Origin of the sequence: Streptomyces sp. NPDC057694, assembly GCF_042799415.1 — a bacterium.
GTDB lineage: Bacteria > Actinomycetota > Actinomycetes > Streptomycetales > Streptomycetaceae > Streptomyces.
Genome location: NZ_JBHVIX010000022.1, coordinates 95,243 through 111,063, shown reverse-complemented (window position 1 = coordinate 111,063; position 15,821 = coordinate 95,243). Strand labels below are relative to the sequence as shown.

16 protein-coding genes are annotated in these 15,821 nt (G+C 72.5%); 4 read left to right on the top strand and 12 right to left on the bottom strand.

Annotated elements, in window-relative coordinates; genetic code table 11:
* Positions 1–19 precede the first annotated feature (19 nt).
* The 3 genes from ACFVDP_RS34025 to ACFVDP_RS34015 form a co-directional block, all read right to left on the bottom strand.
* Positions 20–727, bottom strand: coding sequence for a uracil-DNA glycosylase (locus tag ACFVDP_RS34025; RefSeq protein WP_383498199.1), 708 nt, complete (start codon positions 725–727; stop codon positions 20–22).
* A 226-nt stretch (positions 728–953) separates the two neighbouring features.
* Positions 954–2,468: a YfcC family protein gene (locus tag ACFVDP_RS34020; protein ID WP_383498197.1), complete on the bottom strand. Its 1,515-nt coding sequence runs from the start codon at positions 2,466–2,468 to the stop codon at positions 954–956.
* Entirely contained in the window at positions 2,465–3,838 is a 1,374-nt protein-coding gene (locus tag ACFVDP_RS34015) for a M20/M25/M40 family metallo-hydrolase (RefSeq protein WP_383498195.1), read from the bottom strand. The genes ACFVDP_RS34020 and ACFVDP_RS34015 overlap by 4 nt, the downstream gene beginning before the upstream one ends.
* Positions 3,839–3,954: 116 nt before the next feature.
* On the opposite strand from ACFVDP_RS34015, the gene ACFVDP_RS34010 reads away from it, so the two are divergent.
* Positions 3,955–4,461, top strand: coding sequence for an RNA-binding S4 domain-containing protein (locus ACFVDP_RS34010; protein WP_383498193.1), 507 nt, complete (start codon positions 3,955–3,957; stop codon positions 4,459–4,461).
* An 84-nt stretch (positions 4,462–4,545) separates the two neighbouring features.
* Here ACFVDP_RS34010 and ACFVDP_RS34005 read toward each other — a convergent pair whose 3' ends face one another.
* The 4 genes from ACFVDP_RS34005 to ACFVDP_RS33990 all read right to left on the bottom strand — a co-directional run bounded on the left by ACFVDP_RS34005 (position 4,546) and on the right by ACFVDP_RS33990 (position 8,154).
* Entirely contained in the window at positions 4,546–4,971 is a 426-nt protein-coding gene (locus tag ACFVDP_RS34005) for a DoxX family protein (protein WP_383498192.1), read from the bottom strand.
* A gap of 120 nt (positions 4,972–5,091) precedes the next feature.
* Positions 5,092–5,775 (bottom strand): class I SAM-dependent methyltransferase, encoded by a 684-nt coding sequence (locus ACFVDP_RS34000; RefSeq protein WP_383498190.1) that lies wholly within the window; start codon positions 5,773–5,775, stop codon positions 5,092–5,094.
* Between the two features lie 47 nt (positions 5,776–5,822).
* Positions 5,823–6,761: an acyltransferase domain-containing protein gene (locus tag ACFVDP_RS33995; RefSeq protein WP_383498274.1), complete on the bottom strand. Its 939-nt coding sequence runs from the start codon at positions 6,759–6,761 to the stop codon at positions 5,823–5,825.
* Positions 6,762–6,894: 133 nt separating this feature from the next.
* Positions 6,895–8,154, bottom strand: a complete 1,260-nt coding sequence (locus ACFVDP_RS33990; RefSeq protein WP_383498188.1) for a PucR family transcriptional regulator — start codon at positions 8,152–8,154, stop codon at positions 6,895–6,897.
* Positions 8,155–8,266: 112 nt separating this feature from the next.
* On the opposite strand from ACFVDP_RS33990, the gene ACFVDP_RS33985 reads away from it, so the two are divergent.
* From ACFVDP_RS33985 to ACFVDP_RS33975, 3 genes are read left to right on the top strand one after another with little or no spacing between them, the layout of a single operon-like run.
* Positions 8,267–9,169 carry an SGNH/GDSL hydrolase family protein gene (locus tag ACFVDP_RS33985; protein WP_383498186.1) on the top strand — a complete coding sequence of 301 codons (903 nt, stop codon included), beginning with the start codon at positions 8,267–8,269 and terminating at the stop codon, positions 9,167–9,169.
* The gene (locus tag ACFVDP_RS33980) at positions 9,156–11,171 is read left to right on the top strand and encodes a hypothetical protein (protein ID WP_383498184.1); all 2,016 of its coding nucleotides are present in this window, start codon (positions 9,156–9,158) and stop codon (positions 11,169–11,171) included. The genes ACFVDP_RS33985 and ACFVDP_RS33980 overlap by 14 nt, the downstream gene beginning before the upstream one ends.
* A 53-nt stretch (positions 11,172–11,224) precedes the next feature.
* Positions 11,225–11,491, top strand: a complete 267-nt coding sequence (locus ACFVDP_RS33975) for a DUF6343 family protein (protein ID WP_383498182.1) — start codon at positions 11,225–11,227, stop codon at positions 11,489–11,491.
* 64 nt (positions 11,492–11,555) lie between these two features.
* On the opposite strand, the gene ACFVDP_RS33970 is transcribed toward ACFVDP_RS33975, so the two are convergent.
* From ACFVDP_RS33970 to ACFVDP_RS33950, 5 genes are all read right to left on the bottom strand, one after another.
* On the bottom strand, positions 11,556–11,963 hold the full coding sequence (locus tag ACFVDP_RS33970) for a tetratricopeptide repeat protein (RefSeq protein ID WP_383498180.1): 408 nt from the start codon (positions 11,961–11,963) through the stop codon (positions 11,556–11,558).
* A gap of 37 nt (positions 11,964–12,000) precedes the next feature.
* Complete coding sequence (locus ACFVDP_RS33965) at positions 12,001–12,384, bottom strand: DUF3592 domain-containing protein (RefSeq protein WP_383498178.1); 384 nt, start codon at positions 12,382–12,384, stop codon at positions 12,001–12,003.
* Positions 12,381–12,989 (bottom strand): dephospho-CoA kinase, encoded by a 609-nt coding sequence (gene coaE / locus ACFVDP_RS33960; RefSeq protein ID WP_383498176.1) that lies wholly within the window; start codon positions 12,987–12,989, stop codon positions 12,381–12,383. The genes ACFVDP_RS33965 and coaE overlap by 4 nt, the downstream gene beginning before the upstream one ends.
* A 23-nt stretch (positions 12,990–13,012) precedes the next feature.
* Positions 13,013–13,951 (bottom strand): PAC2 family protein, encoded by a 939-nt coding sequence (locus ACFVDP_RS33955; protein WP_383498174.1) that lies wholly within the window; start codon positions 13,949–13,951, stop codon positions 13,013–13,015.
* Positions 13,952–14,055: 104 nt separating this feature from the next.
* Positions 14,056–15,582: a flavin monoamine oxidase family protein gene (locus tag ACFVDP_RS33950; protein WP_383498272.1), complete on the bottom strand. Its 1,527-nt coding sequence runs from the start codon at positions 15,580–15,582 to the stop codon at positions 14,056–14,058.
* Positions 15,583–15,821: the final 239 nt, after the last annotated feature.

Here is a 15,821-nt window from a genome sequence, read left to right as displayed (position 1 = left end):
GGGCGGTCTGACGCGCGCCCTAAGGAACCGGGAGGCCGGCCGACCTGGCCGCCGCGCCCAGCACCGTACGCAGCATCTCCGGCGTGAGCCGTCCCGTGAAGGTGTTCCGCTGGCTGACGTGAAAACAGCCGAAAAGGGCCAGTCCGTCGAGCCCGTCGAGGTCGACTCGGGCGCCGTGGGCGAAGGCCGGCCGGGGGCGCGGCACCGTCCACCCGGCCTCGGCGAACGCGGGCAGCGCCGCCTGCCAGCCGAACGCGCCGAGCACGACGACGGCGCGCAATGTGGGCCGCAGCAGGTCCAGCTCGCGCACCAGCCAGGGGCGGCAGGTGTCGCGCTCGGCGGGGGTGGGCTTGTTGGCGGGCGGCGCGCAGTGCACGGGCGAGGTGATGCGGACGCCGTGCAGGGTCAGGCCGTCGTCGGCGGTGACCGCGTCCGGGCGGGAGGCGAGCCCGAGGTCGTACAGGGCGCGGTACAGCACGTCGCCCGAGCGGTCGCCGGTGAACATCCGGCCGGTGCGGTTGGCGCCGTGCGCGGCCGGGGCCAGGCCCACCACGAGCAGCGACGCGTCGGGCGGGCCGAAGCCGGGGACGGGCCTGCCCCAGTACGTCTCGTCGGCGAAGGCCGCCCGCTTGGTGCGCGCGACCTCCTCCCGCCAGGCGACGAGCCGCGGGCAGGCCCGGCAGCCGGTGATCCGCTCGTCCAGTTCGCCGAGACCGTGCTCGTCCATGCCGTCGAGCCTAGGGTCTCGGTAGCCCGGGGCTTCTCGCGCAGTTCCCCGCGCCCCCAGAACCAGTTCGCACGCGCGACTCTCGTCGTGGCTGGTCGCGCAGTTCCCCGCGCCCCTGAAGCGAGCTCCGCTCGCCCAGGGGAGGCTGCGCGAAGCGCATGCCTCAGGGGCGCGGGGAACTGCGCGAGAAGCCCCACCGGCCCGCGGACGAAGAACTGCCCAGGCGTTACGTGAACGCGGCTCCCAGCGCCACGAACCCGCAGATCAGCACGAACAGCAGGGCGAGCAGCGGCCACACGAACCGCAGGTACCGGTCGTAGCCGACCTTGGCGAGGGCCACGCCGCCGATGGTGACGGCGGTGGTCGGCACCCACAGGTTCATCCAGCCGCTGGCCGCCTCCCAGGCGGTGACGACGACCGCCCGCGAGACACCGGCGAAGTCGGCGAGCGGGGCGAGGATCGGCATGGCGAGGGTGGCGTGCCCGGACGTGGAGGGGATGAGGAAGGCGAGCGGCAGGTTCACGACGAAGACGATGATCGCGAAGATGCCGGACGAGGTGCCCTTCACGACGCCCTCGATGGCGTGCAGCACGGTGTCGGTGATCTTCGAGTTGTTCATGATCACGGTGACGCCGCGGGCCAGCAGGATGACCAGCGCGGGCGAGACGAAGTCGGCGGCGCCCTGGATGATCGTGGAGCTGATCTTCTGCTCCCCCATCCGCGCGACCAGTCCGACGAGCACGGCCGCGACCAGGAACAGCGCCGCGAGCTGCGGGAAGGACCAGCCGAGTTCGAAGCCGTACGGGGTGGCGTCGGCGTCCCCGGTCAGGGCGCTCGCCCACGGCACCACCGAGAAGATCATGAAGGCGAAGACGAGCGCCGTGACGACGAGGACGGCCTGGTGCAGCCGGGTCAGCTCGGGCACCTCCGCCTCGGCGGCGTCCGACGTCTCGCGGTCCCCGGGGAGGAACCCGGAGAGCGAGCGGTCGGGGTTCTTCTGTACGCGCCGCGCGTACCGGATGACGTAGGCGACCGTCACCGCGGTGAGCACCACCCACATCACGAAGCGGAGCACGATGCCGTCGCCGAGGGAGATGTCGGCGGCCGAGGAGGCGACGCCGGTCGCGAACGGGTTGACCGTCGAGCACAGCACGCCGACCCCGGCGCCGAGGATGATCGCACCGACCGCCGTCATCCGGTCGTAGCCGAGCGCGAGCATCAGCGGCACGATCAGGCCGTAGAACCCGAGGGTCTCCTCGGCGAAGCCCTCGACCGTGCCGAGCACCGAGAAGACCACCATCACACCGGCGATGAGCAGCGCCCCGCGCGAGCGCAGCCGGTGGGCGAGCAGGCCGATGCCGCGGTCGAGGGCGCCGGTCGCGAAGACGACGGTGATGAACGCGCCGATGGCGAGCACGAACAGGAAGACACCGGCGCTGCCGTACAGATCGCCGGAGTTGTCGGGCCCGACGAGGGAGGTCTTGGTGTCCTGGATGCCGTAGAGGCCGTTGACCGGGGAGAGGAAGAGGTCGTTGAGGCGGTCGACGAAGGACTGGCCGGAGGGGACGCGGTGGTACGTGCCCTCGACCGGGGCGCCCGCGTCGTTGCGGTCGTACTGACCGGAGGGGACCAGGAAGGCCAGCAGCCAGACCGCGATCGTGACGACGGCGAGCACGGTGAGGGCGCTGGGGAAGGTGAACTTCTTTTTCTTGTCGGGCTGTCGGGCCGTCTCGGTGCTCATGACCGGCCCTCGCGGGTGAAGTCCGCCGCGTACCCGGTGACGAACGCGCACATCGCGACGACCGTGGCGCGCAGCTCGGAGAGCAGGACGCGCTCGTTCGGGGCGTGCAGGTTGCACTGGTTGTCCTGGGCGCCGAAGAGCAGCACCTCGGCGTGCGGGGCGGCCTGCGCGAGCCCGTTGACCAGCGGGATGGAGCCTCCGGTCGCGATGTACGAGGCCTCGGTGCCCCACGCCGTCGCGAGCGCGGCGCGGGCGGCGCGGTAGGCCGGGCCGTCGGTGGCCGCCTCGTAGCCGGGCCCGGTGTCGCCGGGGGTGACGGTGAGCGGGACGCCGAACGGCTTGAGCGCGCTCAGGTGGTCGACGAGCGCCGCCCGGGCCTCGTGCGGGTCCTGGCGCGGGTGGAAGCGAAGGTTGAGCTTGGCGCGGGCGTACGGGACCACGGCGGACGCGGCGTGGTCCACGCTCGGGGCGTCGATGCCGATGACGGTGATCGCGGGGCCGCTCCACAGGCGCTCGCCGAGGGTGCCGCTGCCGAGCAGCGGGAGGCCCGCCTCGACGCCCGCGAGGTCGCGGAACTCGTCCTCGGTGAACCCGGCGCCGGTCCACTCGTCGCGGCGCAGGCCCTCGACGGCGACGTCCCCGTGCACGTCGTGCAGGGTGGCGAGGGCCTTGAGCAGGACGAGCAGCGCGTCGGGGGCGGCGCCGCCGAACTCGCCGCTGTGGCGCGGTTCCTTCAGCGTGCGGACCTCGACGATCACCTCGGCGGCGCCGCGCAGGCCGGTGGTGAGGGTGGGGGTGCCGGGGCGGACGTTGCCGAGGTCGGCGATGACCATGGCGTCGCAGGCGAACCGCTCCGGGTCGGTGGGCGGATACGTGTCGAAGGGGCTGCCGTACTCCTCCTGCCCCTCGAAGACGATCTTGACGCCGACCGGCGGACGGCCGCCGAAGGCCCGGAGCATGCCCAGGTGCGCGATGACGTTCGACTTGTCGTCGGCGATGCCGCGAGCGCGCAGGCCCCCCTCGATCGGGGTGGGCTCGAACGGCGGGGAGTGCCACAGGCTCTCGTCGCCGGGCGGCTGGACGTCGTAGTGCGAGTAGAGCAGGACGGTCGGCGCGTCCGGGGTCGGCGGCGGGATCTCGCCGAAGATCACCGGGGCGGTGTCGGGCAGCTCGATGGTCTCGATGTGTGCGACACCGGCGTCGCGCAGCAGGCCGACGAGGAGGTCGTGGGCCTCGCGGACCGGTTCGGGCGGGAAGCCGGGGAACGCGATCGACGGGATGGCGGCGAGCCGTTCCAGGTCGGCCCGCAGCCCGTCCATCAGCCGGTCTGCCGCTGCCTGCGGGTCCTGTGGGTCCTGCGGATCTGCCATGACGTACGCGCCCCTCACTGTGGTGTATGCACGGTTCGCCCGGATTATCCGGGTCGGGGCGGGGCGGTTCGTCCGTGGCTCGCCGACGGGGGCGGCAACCGGATTAAGGTCGTGGCATGACAGCGAAGACACCGCGGGAGGCAGAGGCGCCGGGAGCGCAGAAGGGCCCGCCGAAGGACCCGGCGCAGGCCGCCCGGGCGGCGGCCCCGGCCGGTGGCGAGAGTGTGCGCGTCGACAGCTGGATCTGGTCCGTGCGGCTGGTCAAGACGCGCTCGGCGGGCGCCGCGGCCTGCAAGGGCGGGCATGTGAAGGTCAACGGGACGAGTGCGAAGCCCGCGCACGCGCTGCGCGTCGGTGACGAGGTGCGGCTGCGCCAGCCCGGGCACCACGAGCGCGTGGTCGTGGTGAAGCGGCTGCTCCGCAAGCGCGTCGGGGCGCCGGTCGCCGTCGAGGCGTACGTCGACAACAGCCCGCCGCCTCCGCCGCGCGAGGTCGTGGCGCCGGTCGGGATCCGCGACCGGGGCACGGGCCGGCCCACCAAGCGGGACCGGCGGGAACTGGAGCGGCTGCGCGGCGTCTTCGGGCAGGGCCCGGACGGGGAATCCGGCCCGGAGCAGCACTGAACCGTCCGGAGCAGCACTGACACGGTCCGGGGCAGCACTGAACCGGGGCCCACACGTGGTGGACCCCGGTCCGGCGCCGACGTCTCAGGCGGCACGGCGCACCAGCGCCACCAGCTCCCGGTTCCTCGCGCGCCGCGCCCACGCGAGGACGGCGAGGGGGATCATCAGGATCAGCGGTGTCGCCGCGTTCTCCCCGTCGAAGACGACGATCTGGATGACGCACGCGCCGACCATCAGGGCGCTCAGCGCGATCGGCGCCACGCCCGACAGGACGGGCACCAACAGGGCGACGGCACCTGCGAGTTCGAGCGCGCCGATGATGTACATGCCCGTGGCGCCCCAGCCGATCGTGTCGAAGGAGTCGACCGCCGCGGAGACCGCGAAGAGCTTGGGCAGGGCGCTGGCGACGGCGAAGAACGCGGCGAGCACGATCGTGGTCGTGGTGAGCGCGATCCGGGCGCGACGGGAACGGACGGGGGCGGCGGTCGGCGCGGCGGCGAGGTTCGTCATGGCGGTCTCCTGAGCGGTGCGAGCGAGCGGTTCGGTCACTGTCACCGGTTGAGACCGGGGCCGCCCCCGGAACTCATCGCACCGCGGCGCCCCGCGTCGGACGGGCAGCACCCGGACCTGTCAGACGGGCACCACCCGGACCCACACCCGGTCGTCGGTGAGATAGCGGTCCACCTTCAAGTCGGCCTCCGCCAGCGCCTGTTCGAACTCCTCGGGGGTCATCGGCAGGACCCGGTACGTCTGGGTCCACACGGCGTCCGGGAACAGGTACTCCACCTTCGCCGAGCGCACCCCGCCGCCGACCGGCTCCGAGGACACCATGCGGATGGTGAACCCCGCGTCCTCGAAGCGGCGCTCCTTCGGCAGGTTCTCGTACGCGCCGTCGCGCACCCGCTGGATCAGCGCGCAGCCGTCGTCGGCGACGTGCCGCCGGACCGTGGCGAGCATGCCGCGCCGCACCGCCTCCTCCCCGGTGTTGACCAGGAGCGAGGCGAGCATCACGACGTCGAACTTCTCGCCGCCGAGGTCCAGGCCCTCGATGGTGGAGCGGACCGTGCGCGCGCCGCGGACCCGCTCCAGCATCTCGGGCGACTCGTCGACCGCCGTGACCTCGAAGCCCCGCTCCAGCAGGCCGTGCGTCACCCTGCCGACCCCACAGCCCAGTTCGAGCACGCGCGACCCTGCGGGCACGGCGCCCGCGACGATGTCCGGCTCGCCCTCGACGGGCAGTCTCGAGTAGAGCTCCACCGCGCAGCCGTCGGGCGTGATGGCACCCGGCCCCGTCCCTTCGTACCCCGTACGCATCTCAAGGCTCATGCACAGGGAACGCCCGGGCCCCACCGGCGGGTTCCTCACATCGGGAACCAGCCGTGCCCCGGGTACCAGTGCCCGCCCGCGTCGAGGTGGCCGAGCACGGCGCGCTGCACGCTCGTACGGCGGGGCAGGTCCGCGCGCGGGGTCCCGGTGCCGCCGAAGACGAAGGCGACCGGCGTGTCGTCCTCGGGCTCGGGGTCCGGCCGCGTGTGGAGAAGCTCGAACCGGTCCTGGAACCGGATGATGTTGGAGTCGGCCGGCAGGTACCGCCTCAACTGCTCGTCCAGGAGCCAGGAATGGCAGACGGCCACCCGCACCGGCTCCTGCGGGAAGTGCCGCGCGAAGAAGGCCGTGGCGCGGGCGAGGGAGTCGTCGCAGGCGCGCGGGGTGAGCGGGCCGAGGTAGTCGGGGATGTGCAGGCTCAGGCACGGATCGCCGGGTCCCGCGCCGACACCGGCCGCCGCGAGCGCCGTCCCCGTCCGCTTCCCCAGCCGCCGCCGCTCGAACTGAAGGCGCCCCAACTGGTAGAGCTCGCCGCGGAAGTGCCGGGTCGGCCACCACGGCACGAGCAGCCCGGTCGTGCCGAACCGCCGGCGGTGCACGGCGAGATTGCGGCCGAGGTCGGCGAGGGTGTGCCGGGAGACGTCGTCGGGGATGCCGTGCTCGCGGTGCAGGGCGCGCACGTGCGGCAGCGCGGCCACGAACACGAACACGGCGAAGCAGCGGCCCAGCGCCCCCGCCGCGGCCGGGAACTCCGGCAGGCCCGTCCCCTCCCCCGGTGTTTCGAGCCGCCACAGCAGCCCGCTGACGGCCCGGGTCACCAGCTCCGTCAACTCGGCGGAGGCGGTCACCTCCCGGTGCAGTAGGAGGAGTTGGGCGATGTCCTCGTGCGGGACGGCCAGGTCGAGCAGCACGCCGGGCAGGTCGAGGTCGGACGGCAGGGCCGCCGCGAGCCGGGGTATCGCCGGGTCGTCCAGCGCGGCGAGCCAGGCGGCACAGGTCTTGTCGCCCTCAAGTGTCTCCAACAGGTCCGGCACACGGTCTCCTTCGTCACGCCAAGTCGGCCCGGTCAGTCCGTGCAGCCCGGGCAGCCCGGTCGGTTCTGTCCGGTCAGCCCGGTCGTCGATCCAACGTACGCGCGCGCCGCGCCACCAGCGCCGCCGTCAGATGCTGGAGATCGGCGGGCCGGCCGGGCGACAGGCCCGTGAGGCGGGCGATGCGGCGGATGCGGTAGTCCACCGTGTTGGGGTGGATGTGCAGGGCGGCGGCGCAGCCGCGCCGGTCCAGGCCGTGCCGCAGATACGTCTCCAGGGTGTGCAGCAGCTCCGGCTTGCTGTCGAGGGGTTGCAGGAGCAGCGCGAGGCCTTCGAGGGCGACGCTGGGGCGGCTCAGCTGGTAGTCGAGGAGGACGTCGGCGAGCCGGTACAGTCCCGGGCCGCGTCCGGTGCGTTCCACCAGGTCGACGATCTCGCCGTTCTCGGCGACGGCGGCGGCCACCCCGGCGGGCTCGACGACGGCCGCGGCGGCGGTCACCGGGACGCCGGCCGCACCCGCCGCCGCCTCGGTCAGGGCGCACAGCTCGGGCCAGGGCGGCACGTCGGCGAGCGGCAGCAGTGCGGTGCCGCCGGAGCTGTCGAGCGAGGTCAGGGCGGGTTCTCCGGTGCCCGCGCCGAACGCGTCGAGGGCCGCGCGGACCCGGCGGATCTTGCGCCGGGCGGCGACGCCCGCGCCGGGGCCCGGCAGCGTCTCGTCGGGGTGGGTGCCGAGCCGCAGGGTCAGCGCGGCGTAGAGCGCGGCGGGCCGCTGGACGCCGGGCCGCCGCTCGACATCACCGGTCTCGCCCGCGAGCAGCGCGGCCAGCAGGGCGTGCCGGCCGCCGTGTTCCTGGCTGTCGAGGATGGCGCGGGCCTGGAGGTAGGCGCGGCTGACGGCGGAGGTCACCTGCTGCTGGAGCACCATGATCCGGTCGACGGCCTCCTTGAGGTCGGACAGTTCGGCGGGGCGCGCGTCCTGCGACAGCTCGGCCCAGCACATCGCCGTACCGATCTGGTACGCGGTGAGGATCGCGTCGAGCGGGACGCCCTCCTCGGCGCGCTGGGCCGCGGAGTCGCGCTGCTGGGCGAGTTCGGCGTCGGTGGCGGGTCTGCGGTGCTCGATCACGTCGGCGAGCAGCCGCAGCGTGTACTGCACGATGTCGGCGATGTCCCCGGCGATCTCCTCGCCGGGCAGCTCGGCGTAGACGGGGAGTTCGCTGCGCAGCCGGGTCACCACCCGCCGGGTCAGGGCGGGGACGCGGGCCCGCAGCCGCGCGGCGGCCGGGACGCCCGCGACGATCAGTGGGCCCATGGCCCCGGTCTTGTCACGCGTCACAACTTTCCCCCGGTAAGTCTGCGTTACCGACCAGTTAAGCGCTGCCTCACGAGTCTGCATCATGTGCGGCGACCCCATCCATGCCCCACCGTGAGATTCAGGGAGCCGCACCGTGAACTCTCTTCGCAGCAAGGGACTTTCGCGCCGCAACAGACGAGGACTGGGAGCCGCGCTCGTCGCCGTGGCGGCCCTGGCGACCCTCGGCGCGGGCACCGCGCAGGCCGAGGCCGCCACGCCCCAGGTGTACGTGGCGCTCGGCGACTCGATGGCGTCGGGCCCGCTGGTGCCGCCGATCACGGGCCCGCTGGCCTGCGGCCGCTCCACCCGCAACTACGCGCATCTGCTGGCCGACCGGCTGAAGGTGACGACCTTCCGTGACGTGACCTGTTCCGGCGCGGACACGGGCGACATGGCCAACCCGCAGAAGCTGTCGCTGCTCGGGGTGGACATGGGGACGGCCGCGCCCCAGTTCGACGCGCTCAGCGCCGACACGACCCTGGTCACGCTCACCATCGGCGGCAACGACGCGGGCCTGGTCGGTGTCGCCCAGGACTGTCTGCAGCTCGATCCGACGGCGGACAGCTGCCAGAAGAAGTTCGTCGTCGACGGCGTGGACAAGGTCTCGCAGAAGATCGAGGCGTTCGGCCCGAAGCTCGCGGCCGTCCTCGACACGGTCCACCAGCGCTCCCCGCAGGCCCGGGTGCTGGTCACCGGCTACGGCGACTACATCAAGAAGGGCGGCTGCTGGCCGGTCGTCCCGGTCCTCGGCAAGGACGCCGACTGGCTCCAGGGCAGCGTCGACCACCTCAACTCGGTGGTCTCGGCGCAGTCCGCCGCGCACGGCGCCGAGTACGTGGACGTGCGCACGCCGAGCGCGGGCCACGACGCGTGCCGGGCGGTCGGTACCAAGTGGGTGGAGGGTTTCGTGCCGACGGCACCGGCGGCGCCGCTGCACCCGAACGCCCTCGGCGAGGCCGCGTACGCCGACTTCATCGGCGCCCGTGTCGGAGGCTGACACCACCGTGCGCTCCCGCTCCTTCGCTCTGACGCTCGTGGCGGCGCTGCTCGGCGCCGCCACGCTGCTCGCCCCGTCCGCGTCCGCGAACCCGCCTTCCCCACAAGGTGGTTGCGATCCGCTGACGGCCTCCGGCGACGACTGTCTGCTGCCCTTCCCCAACGACTGGTACACCCGCGCGGACGCCGGTACGCCGACCGGTCGCCGGGTCGCCTTCACCTCGGACATGCTGCCGCGCGGCAGCGCCGCGCCCGCCGTGGACCCGACGGCCTGGAACCGCTCGGACGGCTTCTCCCCCGGCTCGACCCTGCTCGTGCGGGTGCCGGGCCTGGACCTCGGCGCGACGGGCGCGGCTCCACTGACCGACATCGGCAGCTCCCTCGACCGTGCCGCGCCGATCGTTCTCCTGGACACGACGACCGGCGAACGCTGGCCTTACTGGGCCGAGTTGGACGCGAACGCGAGCAGCCAGGACCGGCAGGCGCTGCTCATCCATCCGGCACGGAACTTCACCGAGGGCCACCACTACGCCGTGGCGCTGCGCGACCTCAAGGACGCCTCCGGCCACCGGCTGCCGGCGCCCGACTCGTTCACGAAGGTGGCGGGCAGGCAGCTCCCGCGGCACGACGCCCTCGCCGCCCGCCAGCGTCAACTCCAGCCTGCTCTCAGAGCGTTGAGAAGCCGAACGAGCACCGATGATCTGTATCTGGCCTGGGACTTCACCGTCGCGAGCGCGCGGAGCCTGACCGGCGACCTGTTCTCGATCCGCGACGACGCCTTCCGGCAGCTGGGCGCCAAGTCACCCGAATTCGCGGTCACCGCCGTCAAGGACCTCACACCCGATCAGGACGCCCGGATCGCCCGCGAGATCACCGGCACGGTGACGGTCCCCGGTTACCTCTCCCGGCCCGGCGGCCCACCCGGCTCCACCCTGAACCGGGACCGCGACGGCGTCCCCCGCCGCCTGCCGGACAATTTCCAACTGGCCACTTTCCGCTGCGAGATACCCCGTACGGCGTTCACCGGACGGCCATCCCGGCCCGCCCTGTACGGACACGGACTGCTCGGCAGCGCGAACGAGGTCGGCGCGGGCAACGTCAAGGCCATGGCGTCCGAGCACGACTTCACCTTCTGCGCGACCGACTGGATCGGCATGGCGCAGGCCGACACCCCGGTGGTGCTCGGCGCGCTCGCCGACCTGAACCGCTTCCCCGCGGTCCCCGAGCGCACCGAACAGGGCATGCTGAACGCGATGTTCCTCGGCCGCGCCCTGATCCACCGGGACGGACTGGGCAGCGACCCGGCGTTCCGCACCGCGGACGGCCACCCCCTGATCGACACCGCGCACGGCCTCACGTACGACGGGAACAGCCAGGGCGGCATCCTGGGCGGCGCGCTCGTGGCGGCCTCGAAGGACGTGCGGCGCGGGGTGCTCGGCGTGACCGGCATGAACTACGGGCTGCTGCTCAACCGCAGCGCGGACTTCGCCCCGTTCCAGCAGGTCCTCGACGTGGCCTACCCGGACCGGCTGCGCCAGCAGATCGTCCTCCAGCTCTACCAGATGGTCTGGGACCGCGGCGAGACGAACGGCTACGCGCAGACCCTCGCCGAAAGCGGCGACCGCGTCCTGATGCACATCGCGTACGGCGATCACCAGGTCGCGAACGCGGCGGCCGACGTGGAGGCCCGCACCCTCGGCGCCCGCCTGGTCACCCCCGCCCTGACCGCGGGCCGCAGCCCCGACCGGGTCCCCTACTGGGGCATCCGCCGGGCCGGTGAACTGCCCTCCCGCGGCGGCTCGGCGATGGTCGTCTGGGACAGCGGCACCCCGACACCGCCGCTGACGAACACCCCGCCCACGGAACCGGCGTACGGCAAGGACCCGCACTCCGATCCGCGCTCCACGGCGGCGGCCCGGCAGCAGAAGGCGACGTTCCTGAGAACCGGGACCGTCATCGATGTGTGCGGCCGGGCGCCCTGCCGCTCGCTTCCCACTCCGTGACCCGAAGAGGCACCCTGGAAGGGGTGCCTCTTCACCGCGCGGAGGTGACGGCCATGCACCTGATCCGGACCGGTGACGAACCGGTCACCGCCCGCAGCCCGCTGCGGCTGCGCCTGGGCCTCGCGCTGTTCGGCCTGCTCTGGACGACGGCCGGCACCGTCGCGTTCCTCTTCGCCCACCGCCCCGGCTGGGCGCTGGCCTGCGGCGTGCTCTGGCTCATCACGACGATCGACCTCTTCATGATCACCCGCCACATCCGCCAGGGCCCCCACTACCAGCCGGGCCGCGACGTCCCGCCGTACAAAAGAAGCGCCCCATAAGGGGCGCGGGGAACTGCGCAAGAAGCGGCCACGACCCGCACCCGGCCACCGGCCGGAACGGGGCTCAGTCCTCGAACCGCGCCGCAGCCACATACTCCGGCTGCGGATCGAGCGCGGCGGCCAGCCGGAAGTGCCGCCGGGCCTGCTGCGGCCGAGCCCATCGCTCGTACGTCCGGGCCAGCGCGAAGTGCGCGAACGCGTTGTCCGGCTCGCGCTCCAGGACGATGGAGAATTCGAGCTCGGCGGCCCGCAGCTGCGCGGCGGCGAAGAAGGCGCGCGCACGCAGCAGCCGCGCCGCGGTGTTCTCCGGATACGCGGCGATCACATCGTCGAGCAGCTTCACCGCGCCACGGGGGTCCCGCGCGGCGAGCAACTGCTCGGCGGCGCGGTAGTCGATGACGTGCGTCTCCGGGGTGGCGTCGGACACGGTGTGCTCCCTTCCGGTGTCGACCACGTCAACACCGTGGTCCATGGGGCCTATTCCTGCCCGCCCGGCGTCCGCAGGACACTCAGCCCAGCGATACCGCGAGCACCATCCCGGCGAGGACGAGCACGGCTCCCGCGATCATGAAAATCCGGTCCACGCCGGGCCGTTCCCCGCCGAGCAGCACGGTCTCGCGCGGGTCCTCGGAGTCGTAGGCGACGCTGACGACACCGCCCGCGGCCAGCGGCCACCGCTTGCCCTCAGGCACCGGCGAGACGACCTCGACGACCTGGCCGTCCCCGGTCGCGAACTGCAGCAGCGGCCGGTCGGATCCCGGCTGCGGTGGCTTGACCAGCGCCTCGGCGACGTTCCCCGCCGCCCGGACGCGCCGGGTGCGCTGAAGCCCGTAGGCACCCGCGAGGAGGGCGACGAGCCCGCCCATCGCGGTGAACGCCGCCAGAACGATCATCGCGACGCGGTGCGCGACCGGCGCACCAGGTCGTCCCAGACAGCGTCGACCCGCTCTCTGAGCCGGTCCAGCGGCACATCGTTGTCGATCACCACGTCGGCGACGGCGAGCCGCTTCTCGCGAGTGGCCTGCGCGGCCATCCGGGCCCGCGCGTCCTCCTCGCTCATGCCGCGCAGCCGGGTCAGCCGGTCGAGCTGGGTCCCGGCGCTCGCGTCGACGACGATCACCAGGTCGTAGAGCGGCGCCAGCGCGTTCTCCGCGAGCAGCGGCACGTCGTGCACGACGACCGAGTCGGGGCCCGCCGCCGCCTCCAGCTCCGCGGAGCGTGTCCCGACCAGCGGGTGCACGATCGCGTTGAGCACGGCCAGCTTGTCGGGGTCCGCGAACACGATCGAGCCGAGCCGGGGGCGGTCGAGGCTGCCGTCCGCCGCGAGCACCCCGTCCCCGAACGCCTCGACGACGGCCGCGAGGCCCGGTGTGCCGGGCTCGACGACCTCGCGGGCGATGCGGTCCGCGTCGATCAGGAGCGCGCCGTGCTCCACCAGAAGTTTCGACACCTCGCTCTTGCCGGCGCCGATTCCGCCGGTCAACCCCACCTTCAACATAAGCGGAAGCTTAGGCGCTGCGCTCAGGCGTCGCCTTCCCGTTCGGCCAGGAACTTCTCGAATTCGAGGCCGATCTCGTCCGCCGACGGGATCTCCATCGACTCCGCCAGCATGTTGCCCCGCGACTCGGCGCCGGCCGCGGCGTCGTACTGGTGCTCAAGGCCCTGGACGAGCGCGACGAGTTCCTCGTCGCCCTCCTGGATCTGCCGGTCGATCTCCGTCTGCGTCCGGTGCGCCTCGGTGCGCAGCGCGTGCGCGATGCCGGGCAGGACGAGCCCGGTCGCGCCGGTGACCGCCTCCAGGGCGGTGAGCGCGGCGTCCGGGTACGCGGAGCGCGCGACGTAGTGCGGGACGTGCGCGGCGACGCCCAGCACGTCGAACCCGGCCTCCGTCAGCCGGTACTCGACGAGCGCCTCGGCGCTGCCCGGCACCTGTGCCTCCTCGAACGGGCTGCGGTGCCCGGGCACCAGCTCCGTGCGGTTCCCGTGCGGGGTGAGGCCGACCGGCCTGGTGTGCGGCACGCCCATCGGGATGCCGTGGAAGTTCACCGCGAGACGGACTCCGAGCCGCTCCACGATCTGCTCGACGGCCGCCGCGAACCGCTCCCACTCGACGTCCGGCTCGGGCCCGGACAGCAGCAGGAAGGGCGCCCCGGTGGCGTCCTGCACGAGCCGCACCTCGATCGAGGGGACCTCGTAGTCGGTCCAGCTGTCGCGCTTGAACGTCAGCAGCGGGCGGCGGGCCCGGTAGTCCACGAGCCGGTCGTGGTCGAAGCGCGCGACGACCTGGTGCGGCAGCGAGTCGAGGAGACGCTCGACGATCTGGTCGCCGGTCTCTCCCGCGTCGATGTAGCCGTCGAAGTGATAGAGCATGACAAGGCCGGCGGACTCCTGGGCGAGTGCCATGTCCACCACGGCCAGGCCCTTCGGCTCCCATGTGTACAAATCCTGCGGATCAAGCACAGTGACCGCTCCTCCTCGTGTTCCTTAGGGGAACGCGCGCAAAGGGCGCGGACATTCCCGCCCGCGCCCTTTCACAGCAGCCTCTTACGTCCGCGCCCGCTCCCTCAACTCGCCATCACGCGCGCGTGCAGCCTGGTCACGGCCCGCCGCGCCGACGTGAACGCGCCGTGCTGCCAGGCGTCGGTGTAGCTGAGCCAGTCACCGGCGAAGTAGACGCGGCCCGTCGGCTCGTTGAGCGGCTTGTAGCGCGGGTCGTCGGGACCGCCGGGGGTGTTGTGCCAGGCGCCCTCCAGATGCGGGGTCTGCCGCCAGTGGTGGGAGAACGACGTGGCGAGTTCGGTGCGGTACTTCTCGCCGTAGATCTTCACGCCCTGCGCGACGGCCCGCGCCTCGCGCGCCGCCGGGCGCAGCTTGGCGTACGCGTCCGCGTCGTCGCCGTAGTTGTAGTACCCGATCATGACGCCGCGCTCGCCGTGGAATCCGTACGACGGGTGCCAGATGTGGCTGAGGTCCATGTCGGTCTCGGTGATGCCGCCGTAGATCTTGTGATCGAGCTCCCACCAGCGGGACTTGTATTCGAGGCCGATCTTTCCGGCGGACTGCGGGGTGATGGCCTCCAGGGCGCTCTGCACGCCGGAGCCGAGGTTGTGCGGGACCTTGGCGAGGATGTTGGGCGGCAGCGCGCCGACGCAGAAGTCCGCCTCGACGGTTCTGGTGCGTCCGCCCTGTGTGTAGGTGACGACGACGCCGTCGCCCTTGTCCGTGATCCTGCTGACGGCGGCCCCGGTGTGCACCCTGCGCGCGCCGATGGCCTTGGTCAGCGCCTTGGGTATCTGGTCCATGCCGCCGACGGGCTGGAACATCAGCATGGCCTGGTCGAAGCCGAACTCGAAGGAGAAGTACCGTCCGACGCCGCTCGCGAACACCTCGGACGCGGACGGTACGTCGCCGAGGACCACCCCGGGCGTCCCGGTGGCCGCGGGCACGGTCGTGTAGCCGCGCCGCTCGCCGCCCGCGTAGGTCAGCTTGTCCCCGAGCTCCCCGAAGTCGGACAGGAAGTCGACGAGCCGTTCCTGGTCGGTGGCGGTCAGCTCCTTGTCGAGCGCCCCCTTGTTCGTCGCCTTCGCCAGGAGCTCCGACAGATAGCCGTACACGTCGGCCTTGGCGGTGCGGTAGCGCACGGGCTTCGTCATGCCGGCCGACTCGTTGAAGAGGTAGGCGTCGGCGTTGCTGTTGGTGAACACCTCGATGGGGACGCCGAGTTCACGGCAGTAGTCGAGGGTGACCATCCACTGCGGGAGTCTTGCGGGCCCGGCGTTCATGTACTGGCCGTCGCTGAAGCGCGCGGTCTGCTTGTTGCCGTACAGGTCTACGGTCGTGTCGCCGCCCCGCACCGTGAAGTTGCGGCCGCCGGTGCGGTCCCTGGCCTCCAGGACCGTACAGTCGTAGCCGGCCTTGCCCAGCTCGTAGGCGGTGGCGAGACCGGCGATCCCGCCGCCCACGATCACCACCTTCGCGGCGCCCCGCCCACTGAGCGAGAAGTCCCCCGGGCGCGGTGCGCGATAGGGGAGTTCACGCTGCGCGGCCTGCGCCGTGGGAGCGAGTCCGAGGGCGCCCATCGTGGCGAACATGGCCCCCGCACCACCGGTGAGCCCGACGTTGCGCAAAAAGGCCCGCCGACTGTTCCCCGTACCCGCCGTCCGCTGCTGTGCTGTTGCCATGTGCAGGCTCCCTCAGATCCGAGCGATCTTGCGTGACTCGGGGATCCTGACAACGCCCTGTTACGGCACAGCTGCAACTGCTGTATCGCACACGTTTCCGTTGGGCCGTGATCAGCGCCCCGCAGGGGCGCGGGGAACGGCGCGAGAAG

Bases quoted from the DNA above. Each gene is read 5' to 3' on its own strand.
- ACFVDP_RS34025 (WP_383498199.1), bottom strand. From the start codon at position 727: ATGGACGAGCACGGTCTCGGCGAACTGGACGAGCGGATCACCGGCTGC.
- ACFVDP_RS34020 (WP_383498197.1), bottom strand. From the start codon at position 2,468: ATGAGCACCGAGACGGCCCGACAGCCCGACAAGAAAAAGAAGTTCACC.
- ACFVDP_RS34015 (WP_383498195.1), bottom strand. From the start codon at position 3,838: ATGGCAGATCCGCAGGACCCACAGGACCCGCAGGCAGCGGCAGACCGG.
- ACFVDP_RS34010 (WP_383498193.1), top strand. From the start codon at position 3,955: ATGACAGCGAAGACACCGCGGGAGGCAGAGGCGCCGGGAGCGCAGAAG.
- ACFVDP_RS34005 (WP_383498192.1), bottom strand. From the start codon at position 4,971: ATGACGAACCTCGCCGCCGCGCCGACCGCCGCCCCCGTCCGTTCCCGT.
- ACFVDP_RS34000 (WP_383498190.1), bottom strand. From the start codon at position 5,775: ATGCGTACGGGGTACGAAGGGACGGGGCCGGGTGCCATCACGCCCGAC.
- ACFVDP_RS33975 (WP_383498182.1), top strand. From the start codon at position 11,225: ATGCACCTGATCCGGACCGGTGACGAACCGGTCACCGCCCGCAGCCCG.
- ACFVDP_RS33970 (WP_383498180.1), bottom strand. From the start codon at position 11,963: ATGGACCACGGTGTTGACGTGGTCGACACCGGAAGGGAGCACACCGTG.
- ACFVDP_RS33965 (WP_383498178.1), bottom strand. From the start codon at position 12,384: ATGATCGTTCTGGCGGCGTTCACCGCGATGGGCGGGCTCGTCGCCCTC.
- coaE (WP_383498176.1), bottom strand. From the start codon at position 12,989: ATGTTGAAGGTGGGGTTGACCGGCGGAATCGGCGCCGGCAAGAGCGAG.
- ACFVDP_RS33950 (WP_383498272.1), bottom strand. From the start codon at position 15,582: ATGTTCGCCACGATGGGCGCCCTCGGACTCGCTCCCACGGCGCAGGCC.